At 70.5% G+C, this 14,706-nt stretch carries 13 protein-coding genes; 11 read left to right on the top strand and 2 right to left on the bottom strand.

Annotated features, from left to right (window positions below):
* The first annotated feature begins 31 nt into the window (after window positions 1-31).
* Genes pglA through ICN82_RS08275 form a run of 3 tightly spaced genes read left to right on the top strand, consistent with a single transcriptional unit; the run spans window position 32 to window position 3,986 of the window.
* The gene (gene pglA, locus ICN82_RS08285) at window positions 32-1,540 is read left to right on the top strand and encodes a polygalacturonase PglA (RefSeq protein WP_193181601.1); all 1,509 of its coding nucleotides are present in this window, start codon (window positions 32-34) and stop codon (window positions 1,538-1,540) included.
* Window positions 1,534-2,628: a glycoside hydrolase family 88/105 protein gene (locus tag ICN82_RS08280; RefSeq protein ID WP_193181600.1), complete on the top strand. Its 1,095-nt coding sequence runs from the start codon at window positions 1,534-1,536 to the stop codon at window positions 2,626-2,628. The genes pglA and ICN82_RS08280 overlap by 7 nt, the downstream gene beginning before the upstream one ends.
* Window positions 2,628-3,986 carry a pectinesterase family protein gene (locus ICN82_RS08275; RefSeq protein ID WP_193181598.1) on the top strand — a complete coding sequence of 453 codons (1,359 nt, stop codon included), beginning with the start codon at window positions 2,628-2,630 and terminating at the stop codon, window positions 3,984-3,986. The genes ICN82_RS08280 and ICN82_RS08275 overlap by 1 nt, the downstream gene beginning before the upstream one ends.
* Here ICN82_RS08275 and ICN82_RS08270 read toward each other — a convergent pair.
* A complete protein-coding gene (locus ICN82_RS08270) occupies window positions 3,983-5,356 on the bottom strand; it encodes an SLC13 family permease (protein WP_193181595.1) in 1,374 nt (457 codons plus the stop codon). The genes ICN82_RS08275 and ICN82_RS08270 overlap by 4 nt on opposite strands.
* A 69-nt stretch (window positions 5,357-5,425) precedes the next feature.
* Here ICN82_RS08270 and ICN82_RS08265 point away from each other — a divergent pair, with 69 nt between their 5' ends.
* Together ICN82_RS08265 and ICN82_RS08260 are read left to right on the top strand one after the other, a co-directional pair.
* On the top strand, window positions 5,426-6,289 hold the full coding sequence (locus ICN82_RS08265) for an AraC family transcriptional regulator (protein WP_193181594.1): 864 nt from the start codon (window positions 5,426-5,428) through the stop codon (window positions 6,287-6,289).
* Window positions 6,286-7,248: an NAD(P)-dependent oxidoreductase gene (locus ICN82_RS08260; protein WP_193181593.1), complete on the top strand. Its 963-nt coding sequence runs from the start codon at window positions 6,286-6,288 to the stop codon at window positions 7,246-7,248. The genes ICN82_RS08265 and ICN82_RS08260 overlap by 4 nt, the downstream gene beginning before the upstream one ends.
* On the opposite strand, the gene ICN82_RS08255 is transcribed toward ICN82_RS08260, so the two are convergent.
* On the bottom strand, window positions 7,234-7,890 hold the full coding sequence (locus tag ICN82_RS08255; RefSeq protein WP_193181592.1) for a GntR family transcriptional regulator: 657 nt from the start codon (window positions 7,888-7,890) through the stop codon (window positions 7,234-7,236). The genes ICN82_RS08260 and ICN82_RS08255 overlap by 15 nt on opposite strands.
* A 131-nt stretch (window positions 7,891-8,021) precedes the next feature.
* On the opposite strand from ICN82_RS08255, the gene dctP reads away from it, so the two are divergent.
* The 6 genes from dctP to ICN82_RS08225 all read left to right on the top strand — a co-directional run bounded on the left by dctP (window position 8,022) and on the right by ICN82_RS08225 (window position 14,663).
* The gene (dctP, locus tag ICN82_RS08250; protein WP_193181591.1) at window positions 8,022-9,011 is read left to right on the top strand and encodes a TRAP transporter substrate-binding protein DctP; all 990 of its coding nucleotides are present in this window, start codon (window positions 8,022-8,024) and stop codon (window positions 9,009-9,011) included.
* A gap of 52 nt (window positions 9,012-9,063) precedes the next feature.
* Entirely contained in the window at window positions 9,064-9,612 is a 549-nt protein-coding gene (locus tag ICN82_RS08245) for a TRAP transporter small permease (protein WP_193181590.1), read from the top strand.
* Window positions 9,612-10,928, top strand: coding sequence for a TRAP transporter large permease (locus ICN82_RS08240; RefSeq protein WP_193181589.1), 1,317 nt, complete (start codon window positions 9,612-9,614; stop codon window positions 10,926-10,928). Before ICN82_RS08245 ends, ICN82_RS08240 begins: the two co-directional genes overlap by 1 nt.
* A complete protein-coding gene (locus ICN82_RS08235) occupies window positions 10,925-12,199 on the top strand; it encodes a malonyl-CoA decarboxylase (RefSeq protein ID WP_193181587.1) in 1,275 nt (424 codons plus the stop codon). The genes ICN82_RS08240 and ICN82_RS08235 overlap by 4 nt, the downstream gene beginning before the upstream one ends.
* The gene (locus tag ICN82_RS08230; RefSeq protein WP_193181584.1) at window positions 12,192-13,709 is read left to right on the top strand and encodes a malonate--CoA ligase; all 1,518 of its coding nucleotides are present in this window, start codon (window positions 12,192-12,194) and stop codon (window positions 13,707-13,709) included. The genes ICN82_RS08235 and ICN82_RS08230 overlap by 8 nt, the downstream gene beginning before the upstream one ends.
* A 270-nt stretch (window positions 13,710-13,979) precedes the next feature.
* Window positions 13,980-14,663, top strand: a complete 684-nt coding sequence (locus ICN82_RS08225; protein WP_226898375.1) for a GntR family transcriptional regulator — start codon at window positions 13,980-13,982, stop codon at window positions 14,661-14,663.
* Window positions 14,664-14,706 lie beyond the last annotated feature (43 nt).

Genomic DNA, 14,706 nt, shown 5'->3' with positions numbered 1-14,706 from the left:
CGCCTACCGCGTGCACAAGGCCCCGTTTTCGATGACCGTTCTCCGTCTCGTCACCCTGTCCTCCCGGACCGCCACGATCCTGCTGTCGCCGCCCGGCGCGCTCTATCGCCTGCCCGCGCCGGTTCGCTGGCGGCTCAGCCGCGACGGCGTGATCTATTACGAGGGCACGGCCGATACGGCGGCGGTCTTCGTCGAGGACCTGCTGCCGGGGCATGACTACCTCTTCGACAGCGACCTCGGCGACCTGGAATTCCGCACCCCGCCCTGTGCCGGGCTGGTCGATGCGCGCGATCACGGGATCGACCCGGCGGCCGCGGACAATGCCGCGGCGCTGGCCGCCGCCGTCGCCGCGACGCCCGCGGGCGGCACGCTGATGATCCCGCGCGGACGCCATGTCACCGGCCCCGTCTTCCTCAGGCCCGGCATCACCTTCTGGCTGCCCGAGGGGGCGGAACTGGCCGGGAAGGCCGATCGCACCGGCTGGCCGCAGCTGCCCGCCCGCGACGGGGACGGCCGCGTCATCGGCACCTGGGAAGGCCTGCCCGAGACCTGCTTTGCCTCGGTGCTGACCGGCATCGACTGCGCCGGGCTGAAGATCACCGGCCGCGGCATCCTCGATGGCGGCGGTGATCGCGGCGACTGGTGGTCCTGGCCGAAGGAAACCCGCGACGGCGCCCGCCGGCCGCGCACGCTGTTCCTGGCGCATTCGCCGGATGTCGAGATTTCGGGGATCACGGTGCGCAATTCGCCCAGCTGGACGGTGCATCCCTTCTGCTGCGACCGCCTGACGGCGGCGGCGATGTTCATCGAGAACCCCCATGACAGCCCCAATACCGACGGGCTGGATCCCGAAAGCTGCGAGGATGTCACCCTGGCAGGGCTGCATTTCTCGGTCGGCGACGACTGCATCGCGGTCAAGGCGGGCAAGCGCGCGCCGGGGCGCACCGATCACCTTGCCCCGACGCGGCGGATGACCGTCACCCAGTGCCACATGGAGCGCGGCCATGGCGCCGTGGTGCTGGGCAGCGAGATGTCCGGCGAGATCACCGACGTGACCATCTCTTCCTGCAGTTTCGACCGCACCGACCGGGGGCTGCGGATCAAGACCCGGCGCGGCCGGGGCGGCAAGGTGGCGCGGATCACGCTGGACCATGTGGTCATGACCGACGTGCCGACGCCCTTTGCCGGCAATGCCTTCTATTTCTGCGACCCCGACGGGCATGACGACTGGGTGCAGACCCGCACCCCGGCGCCGGTGGACGACACGACCCCGGTGATCGAGGACATCGCCTTCCGCGACGTGACCGCGACAGGGGTGAAGCTGGCGGTGGTCGCATTGCTGGGCCTGCCCGAAAGCCCGATCCGCGGCATCACGCTGGAGCGCGTCCGCGCCAGCTTCGACCCCGATGCCGAACCGGCCGTGCCGCTGATGGCCACGGGCGTCGCACCTGCCTGCCGCGAGACCATCCGCGCCGATTTCGCCGAAGTGACCGGCGCAGTCGAGATATTCGAGACGACGAAGGACCCCGAGCCATGCTGACCGACTATTTCTCCGCCTTCGCCGCGGCCTACACCCCCTACAAGGGCGGACCCTGGTGCTACGAGGATGGCTGCCTCTATCGCGGTCTGGAACTTCTGCACCGCGCCACCGGCGAGCCGCGCTGGCTGGAGGCGATGCAGCGCCGCGTGGATGTCCAGATCGGCGACGGGACCGCGCTGGCGGGCTATGCGCTGTCGGATTACAACATCGACAACGTGCTGTCGGGCCGGGCCCTGCTGTATCTCGACGAGGTGACGGGCGATCCGAAATACATGGCCGCCGCGGCGATCCTGATCGACCAGCTGGCCAGCCATCCGCGCACGAAATCCGGGGTCTACTGGCACAAGCTGCGCTATCCCTGGCAGGTCTGGCTGGACGGTCTCTACATGGGCGCGCCCTTCCAGATCGGCTACGGGCTGCGCACCGGCGATGACGCTCTGGTCGCGGATGCCATCGCCCAGGTGGTCACGGCGCTGGAGATGACGAAGGTCGAGGCGACCGGGCTTTATGCCCATGCCATGGACGAGGCGCGCCGCCAGCCCTGGGCCGATCGCGGCACCGGGCACAACAAGGCGCATTGGTCGCGCGCGCTTGGCTGGCTGGCCATGGCGCTGGTCGATATCGCGGCGCTGGTGGGACCGGAGCGCTTCGCGCCGCTGGAGCCGCAGACCCGCGACCTGCTGGCGCGCATCGCCGCGCTGCGCGTGCCGGGGGGGATCTGGCTGCAGGTGATCGACCGCCCCGATCTCGACGGCAATTACGAGGAAAGCTCGGCCTCGGCGATGTTCGTCTACGCGCTGGAAAAGGGCGCCGCGCTGGGACTGGCGGAGCCGCCGCCCGCCGACCTCTTCGACATCCTCGCCGCCAAGGTGGTGCGCCCGCGCGCGGATGGCGGCCAGGAGATGGCCGAGATCTGCGAGGTCGCGGGCCTGGGCTATTTCGAGAACCGCTTCCGCGACGGGTCTGCCGAATACTACCTGACCGAGGCGCGCGTGGCCGATGACATCAAGGGGGTGGGGCCGCTGATGATGAGCTATGCCGCCCATCTGGAGCGCCGCGGCGCCGCGGCGCGGGCGCGGGTCGCCTGATGCTGGACGAAACCCCGGCGCGGCCGCAGCTGAGCCCCGCCCAGGCGGCGCGCTTCACCCGGGCGCAGGTGCTGGCCCGGGCGGGGATGTTCGGTGCCGAGACCGCCGATCACTGGGACCCCGATGCCGCCGGCTGGCCCGACGCCGATGTCACCATTTCCCCCGGTGCGCCGGGGCAGGTGCAGCGCGCCGTGGAGGCGGCCATCGCCCGGGCCCGGGCCGCCGGGACGCCCGGGCGGGTGGTCCTCGCGCTGGCGCCGGGCCGGCATGAGGGGCTGGTCTATCTGCCGCGGGTGCGGCTGGGGGAGGGCTGGCTCTGCTTCACGCTGCAGGGGGCGGGCGCCGAGTTGCAGGACGATATCGATGCCGAGATGACCGGCGCCGAGTATCGCCGCCGCTTCGCCGCGCAATTCGAGGGATGCAGCCCCGAGACGCGGGCGATCTTCGAACGCATCGCCGCGCGCGACAAGATCACCACCGCCAATGCCTCGGTCCTGCGGGTGGAGGCCGACGAGACCCGCCTGCGCGGCTTTGCCGTGACCAACCGCTATAACTGCGACCGGGCCGAGGCGATGGACAAGCCCACCAGCTTCAACGCGGCGGGCCAGGCCGGCAGCGGCCAGCACCAGGCGGTGGCGCTTCTGTCGGCCTCGGCCGACCGGCTCCATGCCGAGGGGCTGCGCCTGTCGAGTTATCAGGACACGCTCTACCTGCAGGGCCCCAAGGACCGGACGGTGCGCGCCTTCCTCTCGGGCTGCGAGATCGAGGGCGATGTCGATTTCATCTTCGGCCAGGCGACGGCGTGGTTCCAGGGCTGCACCATCCGGTCGCGCGGGACGCGGGCGGAAATGGCCTGGGCCACCGCCCCCGCGACCAGCCTGCGCGCCGCCTATGGCTTCGTCTTCGACGATTGCGATTTCACCCATGATGGCAGCGCCCGCGCGCTGGCGGGCCGGTTCCAGCTGGGGCGCCAGTGGTTCGAGGGGGTGCGCGCGACGCCCTACGGCCAAGCGCCGGTTGCGGATTACGCGTGCCGGCTGGGCGCGGTTTCGGCCTATGATCCGCCCCTGGGCACGATCAGCCGCGAGACGCTGGAATCCGTGGGCAAATGCGTGGTGCTGAATTCCCGCATCGGCGCCCATATCGATCCCGCCGCGCCCTGGGGGGCGTGGAATGCCGGGGACCGCGACCCGCAGGGCCGGTTCCGCCCGGCGCCCTGGCATCCGCGGATGCGGCCGGTCCAGGCGGGGCCGGGCGACTTCCTGCGGCTCCTGGGCCCCTGGCTGGAGCGCGAGGGGCTGGATTACCGCGATCTCGATCCCGAGGACCCCTGGCTGGGCGAGGCGGGCAACCTCTAGACCCGCCCCAGCAGTCGCCACCACAGGAAATCCAGCGGTGCCAGGATCAGGAAGGTGGCCGCCGCCAGCAGCAGAAGCACCCGCACGATGCTGCGCGGCGGCTCCTTCGCCAGCCCCAGCGCGATCAGCAGCGGCGGCGCCTGATAGGGCAGCAGCATGGTGGAGAAGCCCAGCACCTGGGTCATCAGCACCGTCTCCACCGGCAGGCCGGTCTGTTCGGCCAGCTGTCCCGCCAAGGGCGTCAGCACCGCGGGCACGCCGGAAATCGTGGCCACCATCCCGGTCAGCATCGCCAGGAGCGACAGCGACAGGAAATTGACGAAATCCCGCCCCGGCGCCATCGGCAGGACATCCGCGACCAGGTCGGCCAGCAGCCCGCCCAGCCCCGCCTGGCTGACCACCGCGCCGAGGCCCAGAACCGCCGCGACCATCAGCAGCATCGGCAGGTCGGCGCTGTCCCGGAACGCCTTCGCATCGACGAAACCCAGGCCCGGCAGCAGCATCAGCACCGCCGCCGCCAGCCCGACCCAGCCTGCATTCACCCCGTGCAGGCTGTCGGTCATCCACAGCGCCAGCGTCGCGCAAAGCAGGACCGACAGCCGCAGCTCCGCCCCCGAGAGCCTGGCCGGTGGGGCGGGCTCGGGCGGCAGGGCGGGGGTTTCGGCGGGAAAGATCCGCAGGATCAGCACCACCAGAAGCGCGCAGCGCAGGACGCCCAGAACCGGGAAATGCAGCGCCAGATACTCGGCATAGCCGAAATGGATGCCGAGGATGCCATCCGCCGCGCCCGAGAGCACCATGTTGGCCAGGTTGGCCGGCAGGATCGCGTAGCCCGGCACATTCGCGGCAAGCGCGACGGTGACCGCCACGCCGCTGCGCCCGCGGCTGCCGGGTTCCAGCCCCAGCCGGTCGGCCAGCGCCATGGCGATCGGCACCAGGATCATCGCGCGCCCCAGCGAGGAGGGCATGAGGAATCCCAGCACCATGCCCATCGCCATCAGCCCGCCGATCAGCATCGGATAGCTGCGCGACAGATGCGGCGCGACCCAGCCCGCCAGCCTCTGGCCCAGCCCGGTGGCCTGGATCGCCGCGCCGATGACGAAACCCGAGACGATCAGCCAGATCGCCGCGGAGGAAAAGCCCGAGAAGACCAGCTCGGGTGCGGCCAGCCCCGGCACCAGCAGCGCCGCGAAGAAGGCCAGCGCGGTGACGAAGGGCGGGATCAGCGCCGTCGCCCAAAGTCCCAGGGTCATCATCACCACGGCCAGGATGCGGGCCTGGACCGGATCCAGCCCCGCGGGCGGGCGCATCACCAGCGCCGCCGCCCCCAGCGCCAGCGCCGCCACCACGATCTTCTTGCCACGGGCCATTGCCGTCTCCTTGCGCTGCGGGCTGGGCCCTCCATAGCCATGCGCGGCGCGCTGTGCCAGAATGACAGGATGACAAAGGATGTCGCGTTTCTGCCAGAGGCGCAGGCGCATCAGGCGCCGGGGGATGCCGCCGATCCGGCCCGGCCGATCCTGGTGACGACCGGGCGGCTGGCCCCGGGCGAAGGCGTCGCCCCGCACAGCCATGCGCGCGCGCAGCTGGTCCTGTGCTATGCGGGACTGATGCGGCTGCAGGCGGGGCCGGATGCCTGGATCGTGCCGCCCAGGCACGGGGTCTGGATCCCGCCGGGCCTGCCGCACCGGCTTCAGGCCGCGACCGGGATCGAGGTGCATAATTTCTTCATCGCGCCGCGGTTCGCGCTGCGTCCGGGCCTGCCCCGGGGGCCGGTCGTGCTGCGCGGCTCGCCGCTTCTGCGCGGGATCGCGCGGCGGCTGGAAACGGACGGGTCCCTGCCTGCGGCAGAGGCGCGGCGGCTGGCCTGGACGGCGCTGGACGAGATGGCGCGGCTGGACCGGCCGGATCTGCGCCTGCCCGGGGGACGCGATCCCCGCCTGGTGCGCGCGATGGAGCAGATGCTGCGCGCCCCCGGCGCCGCGGCGGGGCTGGAGCAGGTGGCGGCGGCGGCAGGCTGCGGGGCGCGCACGCTGGCGCGGCTGTTCCTGGCCGAGACCGGGCTGGCCTTCCGCGACTGGCGCGCGCGGATGCGCTTCGTGCTGGCGCTGGAATGGCTGGAACAGGGCGAGACCAGCAGCGCGGTTGCCGCCCGGCTGGGCTATTCCACGCCCTCGGCCTTCATCGCCGCCTTCCGCCGCCAGGGCGGGGCGCCGCCCTCGGCCTTCCGTCGCCGGGGCCTTGCCCCCGCGCCCGGCGCGGTGCATCTGGGGCAGGATCCACATGCCGGGGAAGCGCCATGAACTGCCTGATCGTCCAGCCCATCCACGAGGCCGGCCTCGCGCGGCTGCGCGCCGCCGGGATCACGCCCGTCGCCTGCCCGGATGCGCGCATGGCCACGGTGGCGCGGATGCTGCCCGGCATGACGGCCGCGATCACCCGCGATGCGGGCTTCTCGGCCGAGGCCTTCGCCGCGGCAGACGGGCTGCGGGTCGTGGCGGTGCACGGTTCGGGCCATGACGCGGTGGACAAGGCGGCGGCGACCGAAAAGGGCGTGCTGGTGGCCAATGCGCCGGGGCTGAATGCGCGCTCGGTGGCGGAACTGGCCGTGGGGCTGGCGGTGGCGGCGTCGCGCGGGATCGCGGCGGGCGATGCGGCCGAGCGCGCGGGCGCCCCCGGATTCCGCTATTCCCGCAGCTTCGGCGAATTGTTCGGCAAGACCGCGCTGATCGTGGGCTGGGGCCGGATCGGGCGGATGACCGGCGAGATGCTGGTCCGCGGCTTCGGCATGCAGGTGCTGGTCTGGTCGCCGCGCGCGCCGGAAACCGGCGGCTTCGCCCGCCCCGCGACCCTGGCAGAGGGGCTGGCGGCGGCGGACCTGGTGTCGCTGCACACGCCGATGTCGCCCGCCACGCGCCACATGATCGACGCGCGGTCCCTTGCCGGGATGAAGCCCGGCGCGGTGCTGGTGAACACGGCGCGGGCGGGGCTGGTGGACGAGGAGGCCCTCGCCGCCGCGCTGGAGGAGGGCCGGATCGCCGGGGCCGGGCTGGATGTCTATTCCGATGCCGCGCCGGCCGGACGGCTGGGCCGCGCGCCCGGCGCGATCTTCACCCCGCATCTGGGCGCCACCACCGAGGAGGCGCTGATCCGCGTGGCGCTGGCCTCGGCCGAGCATGTGATCACGGCACTGGCAGGCGGCATCCCAGAGACCGCGCTGAATGCCGCCGCGCTGGCCGGGCAGGGGTCACTCGGCGGCTGAGGCCAGCCGCGCCATCAGGAAACGGAACTTCTCGCCCTGCACGGCGACATGGCCGCGCAGCGCCCGGGCGGCGCGTTCGGCATCGGCGGCGCGCAGGGCGGCCACGATCTCCTCGTGTTCGGCCATGGATTGCGGCAGCCGCCCGCGCAGCCGCAGCTGCATCCGTCGGAAGGGTTTCAGCCGCCGGTGCAGGGCCGCGGTTTCCTGTTCGAGGAAACCGTTGCCGGATTCGCGGTAGATGATGTGGTGGAAGCGCTCGTTCTCCAGGTAATAGGCATCGGCGTCGGGCGCCGCCACCGCCTCGCGGCACAGCGCATTCGCCGCGTCCAGTTCCGCCAGCGCCGCATCGCTGATGCGCGCGGCGGCAAGGCGGCCGCAGACCGCCTCCATCTCGGCCATGACCTCGAACATCTCGATCAGCTGCACCGGCCCGGGCTGGCGCACGAAGACGCCGCGGCGGGGGATCTGCGCCACCAGTCCCGACAGCGCCAGCTTCTGCAGCGCCTCGCGCAGCGGCGTGCGCGAGACCCCGAATTCCTCGGCCAGCCGCACCTCGTCCAGCCGCACGCCGTCCGGATAGGTGCCGTCGCAGATCCGTTCCTCCAGCTCTTCGGCGATGATGTCGGCGCGGCGTCGCTCCATGGGCGCTCCTTCGGGCAGGAAGTCAGATGCAATCTTGCATTTTCTGTATACAAGAAGGTTGACGTGAAAAACAAGACTCGGCTAGCCTGTGATCCGAGCGGAGGCACATCCGCCGATCAAGGGAGGAAATCATGAAACTCAAGCTGACCACGGCGCTTGCGCTGCTGGCCGGTCTCGGCGGGCTGTCCGCCGCCGGGGCCACCGAATTGCGCCTGTCGCATCAATGGTCCGACAAGGATGTCCGCCACCAGGTCGCGCAGATCGTCGCCGACGAGGTCGCCGCCGCCGATGTCGACCTGCAGATCAAGATCTTTCCCAGCGAGTCGCTGTTCAAGGCGCGCGAGCAGTACAAGCCCCTGAGCCGCGGGCAGCTGGACATGACGGTGCTGCCGCTGAGCTATGCCGGCGGACAGCAGCCCGCCTATAACCTGACGCTGATGCCGGGGCTGGTGAAGAACCACGACCATGCCGCGCGGCTGACCTCCAGCCCCTTCATGGAGGCGCTGGACAAGTACATGGCCCAGGATGACGTCATGGCGCTGGTCCATGGCTACCTAGCCGGGGGCTTCGTCGGCACCGAGGGCTGCATCACCGCGCCCGACGACGTGCAGGGGCTGCAGACCCGTGCGGCCGGCAAGGCCTTCGAGCAGATGCTGGCGGGGGCGGGGGCCTCGATCGCCTCCATGGCCTCCTCGGAGATCTACAACGCCATGCAGACCGGGGTGCTGGACGCGGCGAACACGTCCTCTTCGTCCTTCGTGAGCTACCGCATCTACGAACAGGCGGCCTGCTACACGCCGCCGGGGGATTACGCGCTGTGGTTCATGTACCAGCCGCTCCTGGTCAACCGCTCCACCTTCGAGGGGCTGGACGAGGCGCAGCAGCAGGCGCTGCTGGATGCCTCGGCCAAGGCGCAGGCCTTCTACCTGGAGGAGGCCAAGAAGGAGGACGCGGAATCGCGCCGGGTCTTCGAGGAACAGGGGGTCGAGATCCGCGACATGACGGCCGAGGAGTTCGAGGCTTGGCGCAAGATCGCCGAGGCGACATCCTACAAGGCCTTCGTCGAGGATATGGACGATGACGGCCAGAGCCTGCTCGACATGGCGCTGGCCGTCGAGTGAGCCCGGGGGGCGGCCGCGGCCGCCCCGATCCTTCCCCAAGCGGAGCCCTTCCATGGCAACCCATTCCCTCGCCGCGGCTGCACGCACCGGCGACAATGCCTTCCTGCGCGCGATCGCGGCGCTGTCCACCCTGGCGGGGTGGTGTTCAGCCGCGATGGTGGTGGCGGCGGTGGTCATCACCTGCCAGATGATCTTCGTGCGCTTCGTGCTGAACGGATCCACCGTCTGGCAGACCGAGGCGGTGATCTACCTGGTGATCGGCTCGACCCTGATCGGGCTGCCCTATGTCCAGCGGCTGCGCGGGCACGTCAATGTCGACCTGATCCCTCTGAGCCTGCGCTTCGGCCCGCGCCGGGTGCTGTGCATCGCGACGCTGGGCCTGTCCATCGCCATCGTGGCGGTGATGTTCTGGCACGGGGTCGAGTACTGGCACATCGCCTGGGATCGCGGCTGGCGGTCCGAAAGCGTCTGGGGCGTCAAGCTGTGGATCCCCTACCTGGCCATCCCGCTGGGCTTCGGCCTGCTTCTGCTGCAGCTGGTTGCCGACATGGTGGCGCTGCTGACCGGGGTTGACCGCCCCTTCAACCTGGAGAGCGACTGATGGATCCGCTGCTTCTTGCCGCCATCGTGGCCATCGCCACCATCCTGGTGCTGTTCTCGGGCGTCTCGGTGGCGCTGGGGCTGCTGATCGTCTCGGCGGGGTTCCTGATCGTCTTCGACGGCATGCGCTCGCTGGAGCTGCTGCCCGAGATCTTCTTCGGCAAGCTCGACAATTTCGCGCTGCTGTCGATCCCGATGTTCATCATCATGGGGGCGGCCATCGCCTCCACCCGCGCGGGCGCGGATCTGTACGAGGCGCTGGAACGCTGGCTGACGCGGGTGCCGGGGGGGCTGGTGATCTCGAACCTGGGCGCCTGCGCGCTGTTTGCCGCGATGTCGGGATCGTCGCCCGCCACCTGCGCGGCGATCGGCAAGATGGGCATCCCCGAGATGCGCAAGCGCGGCTTTCCCGACGGCGTGGCAGCCGGGTCGATCGCCGCGGGCGGCACGCTGGGCATCCTGATCCCGCCCTCGGTGACGATGATTGTCTACGGCATCGCCACGGAAACCTCGATCGGGCGGCTGTTCCTGGCCGGGCTGATGCCCGGGCTGATGCTGGTCGGGCTGTTCATGGCCTGGTCGATCTGGTCGACCTGGAAGACCGGCGATGCGACGGCGCTGTCGGCGGGGCGCTATTCCTGGCGCGAGCGGCTGGAGATCCTGCCCCGCGTGCTGCCCTTCCTGGCGATCATCGCGGGCGTGCTCTACGCGATGTATGGCGGCATCGCCACGCCCTCGGAAACCGCAGCGGTGGGCGCGATCCTGTGCCTGGTGATCGCCATCGTCATCTACTCGATGTGGAGCCCCCGCGCGATCTGGTCGGTGCTGCGCGACAGCACCAAGGAATCGGTGATGATCCTGTTCATCATCGGGGCGGCGGGCGTGTTCTCCTACATGCTCTCCTCGCTCTACATCACCCAGTCCATCGCCGAGTGGATCGCCCAGCTCGACGTGAACCGCTGGGTTCTGATGGGGGTGATCAACGTCTTCCTGCTGGTCGCGGGGTTCTTCCTGCCGCCCGTCGCGGTGATCCTGATGGCGGCGCCGATCCTGATGCCGATCATCGAGACGGCGGGCTTCGACGCGGTCTGGTTCGCGGTGGTGCTGACCATCAACATGGAGATTGGCCTGATCTCGCCGCCGGTGGGGCTGAACCTCTATGTCATCAACGGCATTGCGCCGGACATCAAGCTCAAGACCATCCTCATGGGCTCGCTGCCCTATGTCGGCTGCATGGTGGCGGGGATCGTGCTATTGTGTCTCTTCCCGGGCATTGCAACCTGGCTGCCCGATCTGGTGATGGGGGACATGCCGTGACCATCCTTGCCGATCTTCTCTCGACCGTCTTCGAGCGCCGCGGCCGCGGCCCGGCGGCGAAACCGGACGGGCGCAGCCTGCCGGAGCTGGCCGCGGCGCTGATGGGCGCCTCGGCCGAGACCGAGGGGCTCAGCCTCGCCCGCCAGATCCTCGACCGCTACGAATTCCTCGACGAGGCCGGGCGGGCGGCGTTCTTCGCCCATCTGGCGGGGCAGATGGATATCGATCCGCAGGCGGTGCGGGCCAGCCTGGACGCCTATGAGGACGGGCGCGGCGCGGGGGCCTATCGCGCCTTCCTCGCCGCCGCCGAACCGCCGCGGCAGGAACTGATCCGGCGGCTGAACCAGGTGCCCGGCGCCACGCACCGTCTGGTGGAGATGCGCGCCGACCTGCTGCGGCTGGCCCGCAAGAGGCCCGAGCTGGGGGCGCTGGACCAGGATCTGCGCCATCTCTTCCGGTCGTGGTTCAACCGCGGTTTCCTGGTCTCGCGGCCGATCACCTGGGACAGCCCGGCCAGCGTGCTGGAGAAGATCATCGCCTATGAGGCGGTGCACGCGATCCAGAGCTGGGACGACCTGCGGCTGCGCCTGGCGCCCTCGGACCGGCGCTGTTTCGCCTTCTTCCACCCGGCCATGCCGGAGGAGCCGCTGATCTTCGTGGAGGTGGCGCTGACGCGCGGCATTCCCGGATCCATCCAGGCGCTTCTGGATGACGACCGTGCGGCGCAGTCGGCGGCCGAGGCCGACACGGCGGTCTTCTACTCCATCTCCAACTGCCAGGAGGGGCTGGCGGGGATCAGTTTCGGCAATTTCCTGATCAAGCAGGTGGCGGCCGACCTGGCGGCGGCGCTGCCGGGGCTGAAGACCTTCGTCACGCTCTCGCCGATCCCCGGCCTGATGCGCTGGATCGCCGCCGAGGGGCTGGAGGCCGATCCGGCCGATGCCGAGGCGATGCGGATCCTGGCGGCGCGCTACCTTCTGGGGGCGCGGCGCGAGGATGGCAAACCCGCCGATCCGGTGGCGCGGTTCCACCTGGGAAACGGCGCGCTGGTCCATGCGGTCCATGGCGGGGCCGACATCTCGGCGAACGGGATGGCGCAGTCGGGCGGGGCGATGGTGAACTATCTCTACGACCTCGCGCGCGTCACCCCGAACCACGAAGCCTATGCGCAGCGCGGCGAAATCGCCGCGACCCCGGCCGTGCGCGCGCTTGCCGCCCGTCCGCCGCACCAGGACACGACCTCCAGAGCCAGGGAAAAGACAGATGGCTAATCCGCTTTACGACACGCTTTTCGGCATTCATGCCGGCAGTTCCCGGCCCTTCCTGCACCTGCCGGACGGCACCACGCTGAGCCATTCGGATTTCCTGCGCCGTGCGGCGCGGATGGCCCATGCGCTGACCGCCTGCGGGCTGGGACCGGGCGACCGGCTGGCCGCGCAGGTGGAGAAATCGCCCGAGGCGCTGGCGCTCTATGCCGCCTGCGCCCAGGCGGGGGTCGTCTTCCTGCCGCTGAACACCGGCTATACCCCGGCCGAGCTGGACTATTTCGTTACCAATTCCGGCGCCCGGCTGCTGGTCTGCGATCCCGCGGCAGAGCCCGGCCTGGCCCCGGTCGCGGCCGCGGCGGGCGCACGGCTGGAGACGCTGGATGCCCATGGCGGCGGCACGCTGGCCGAGATCGCCCGCGCCATGCCCGCCGATTTCGCTACCGTGCCGCGCGCGGGCGGCGACCTGGCGGCGTTTCTCTACACATCGGGCACGACCGGGCGGTCCAAGGGCGCGATGCTGACCCAGGACAACCTCTTGTCGAATGCGCGCACGCTGGCGGCGCATTGGCGCTTCGGCCCCGAGGACGTGCTGGTCCATGCGCTGCCGATCTTCCACACCCACGGTCTGTTCGTGGCGACGAACGTGATGCTGGCCTCGGGCGGGGCGATGATCTTCCTGCCGAAATTCGACCTCGACGCGATCCTCGACGCGCTGCCGCGGGCGACCGCGATGATGGGGGTGCCGACCTTCTATACCCGGCTTCTGGGCGATGCGCGCTTCACCCGCGACCGCGTGGCCTCGATGCGGCTCTTCATCTCGGGCTCGGCGCCGCTGCTGGCCGAGACCCATCGCGATTTCGAGGCGCGCACCGGCCACCGCATCCTCGAACGCTACGGCATGACCGAGACAAACATGAACACCTCCAATCCCTATGACGGCGAGCGCCGCGCGGGCACGGTGGGGCTGCCGCTGCCGGGGGTGGAGCTGAAGATCACCGATCCCGAGACCGGCCGCGGCCTGCCCGCGGGCGAGGTCGGCATGATCGAGGTGCGCGGCCCCAACGTGTTCAAGGGCTACTGGCAGATGCCCGACAAGACCGCCGCCGAATTGCGCGCCGACGGGTTCTTCATCACCGGCGATCTCGGCATGGTCGATGCCGAGGGCTATGTGACCATCGTCGGACGCGGCAAGGACCTGATCATCTCGGGGGGCTACAACATCTATCCCAAGGAGGTGGAGCTCCTGCTCGACGACCAGCCCGGCGTGCTGGAAAGCGCGGTGATCGGCGTGCCCCATCCGGATTTCGGCGAGACCGTGCTGGCGGTGCTGGTGCCGCGCCCGGGCGAGACCCCCGACATCGCGGCGATCGAGGCCGCGGTCGCGGAAGAGATGGCGCGGTTCAAGCATCCGCGGCGCTACGAGATCCTTCCCGAATTGCCGCGCAACACGATGGGCAAGGTGCAGAAGGCGCTGCTGCGCGAGCGCTATCGCGACATCTTCGCCGCCGCCTGACCCGGCCTGCCGCCCCGCGATCCGCTGCGGGGGGCAGGATGGCCCGATCGCGGCCGGCCGGTCTGCCGGGCGGCACGGCGGCCGGGTCGGGCCCCGGTCTGCCGCCTTCGCCATCCGCGCGATCCTCGGGCGAAGCCGCCGCGAACCTGCCTGCAATCAAGGCATCTGCCGGTTTTCTCCGCCTGTCCCTGCCGCGCCTCTGGCCGGGGCGCCGGCATGGGTGCAAGGCTTGTGTACCAGTCGGATATGCAAGCCGGAGGCCGATGCGCCATGCCCAGGGGGATCGAGAAGACGCTGCTTTCGGCCATCGTGGAAGGCCGCCTGACGCCCGGCAGCCGTCTGAGCGAGACCCAGCTGGCCGAGGCCTTCGCGGTGTCGCGCACGCTGGTGCGCGAGGCGCTGACCCGACTGGAAAGCCGTCACATCGTCTCGGTCCGGCCCCGCCGCGGCTGGTTCGTCAACCGCCCCTCCGCCGAGGAGGCGGCCGCGGTCTTCGCCGCGCGGCGCGCCGTGGAATACGGGTTCCTCTCCACCGCCGGGCCCTTCGGCGCGGCGCAGATCGACCGGCTGCAGGATCACCTGGCCGAGGAACGCGCCGCGATCGCCGCCGGTGACAAGGCGCAGCTGACCTATCTGATGGGCGATTTCCATTGCCGCATCATCGCGCTCGGCGGCAACGAGCCGCTGGCCGAGATCATGCGCAACCTGACGGCGCGCACCATCCTGATCTCGCTGCGCTACCAGCCCGCATCGCGGGCGCTGGCCTCGCATCGCGACCATTGCGCCATCACCGGCGCGATCGCCGCGGGCGAGATGGCCGAGGCGGCGCGGCTGTCGCTGGCGCATCTCGACACGGTCGCGGCCGGGATCCGCATCCCCGACACGGCCGATCCGCTGGCCGAGCTGCGCAACACCCTCCGCCTCGACCCGGCCACGGGCGGAGCGGCACCATGACCCGCCGGGACCCCATCCGCATGCCATCCAACGACAGGCCCGC

This window comes from Mangrovicoccus algicola (assembly GCF_014903745.1).
In the GTDB taxonomy this organism is placed as follows: Bacteria; Pseudomonadota; Alphaproteobacteria; order Rhodobacterales; family Rhodobacteraceae; genus Mangrovicoccus; species Mangrovicoccus algicola.
This window is presented reverse-complemented; position numbering and strand designations above follow the sequence as displayed.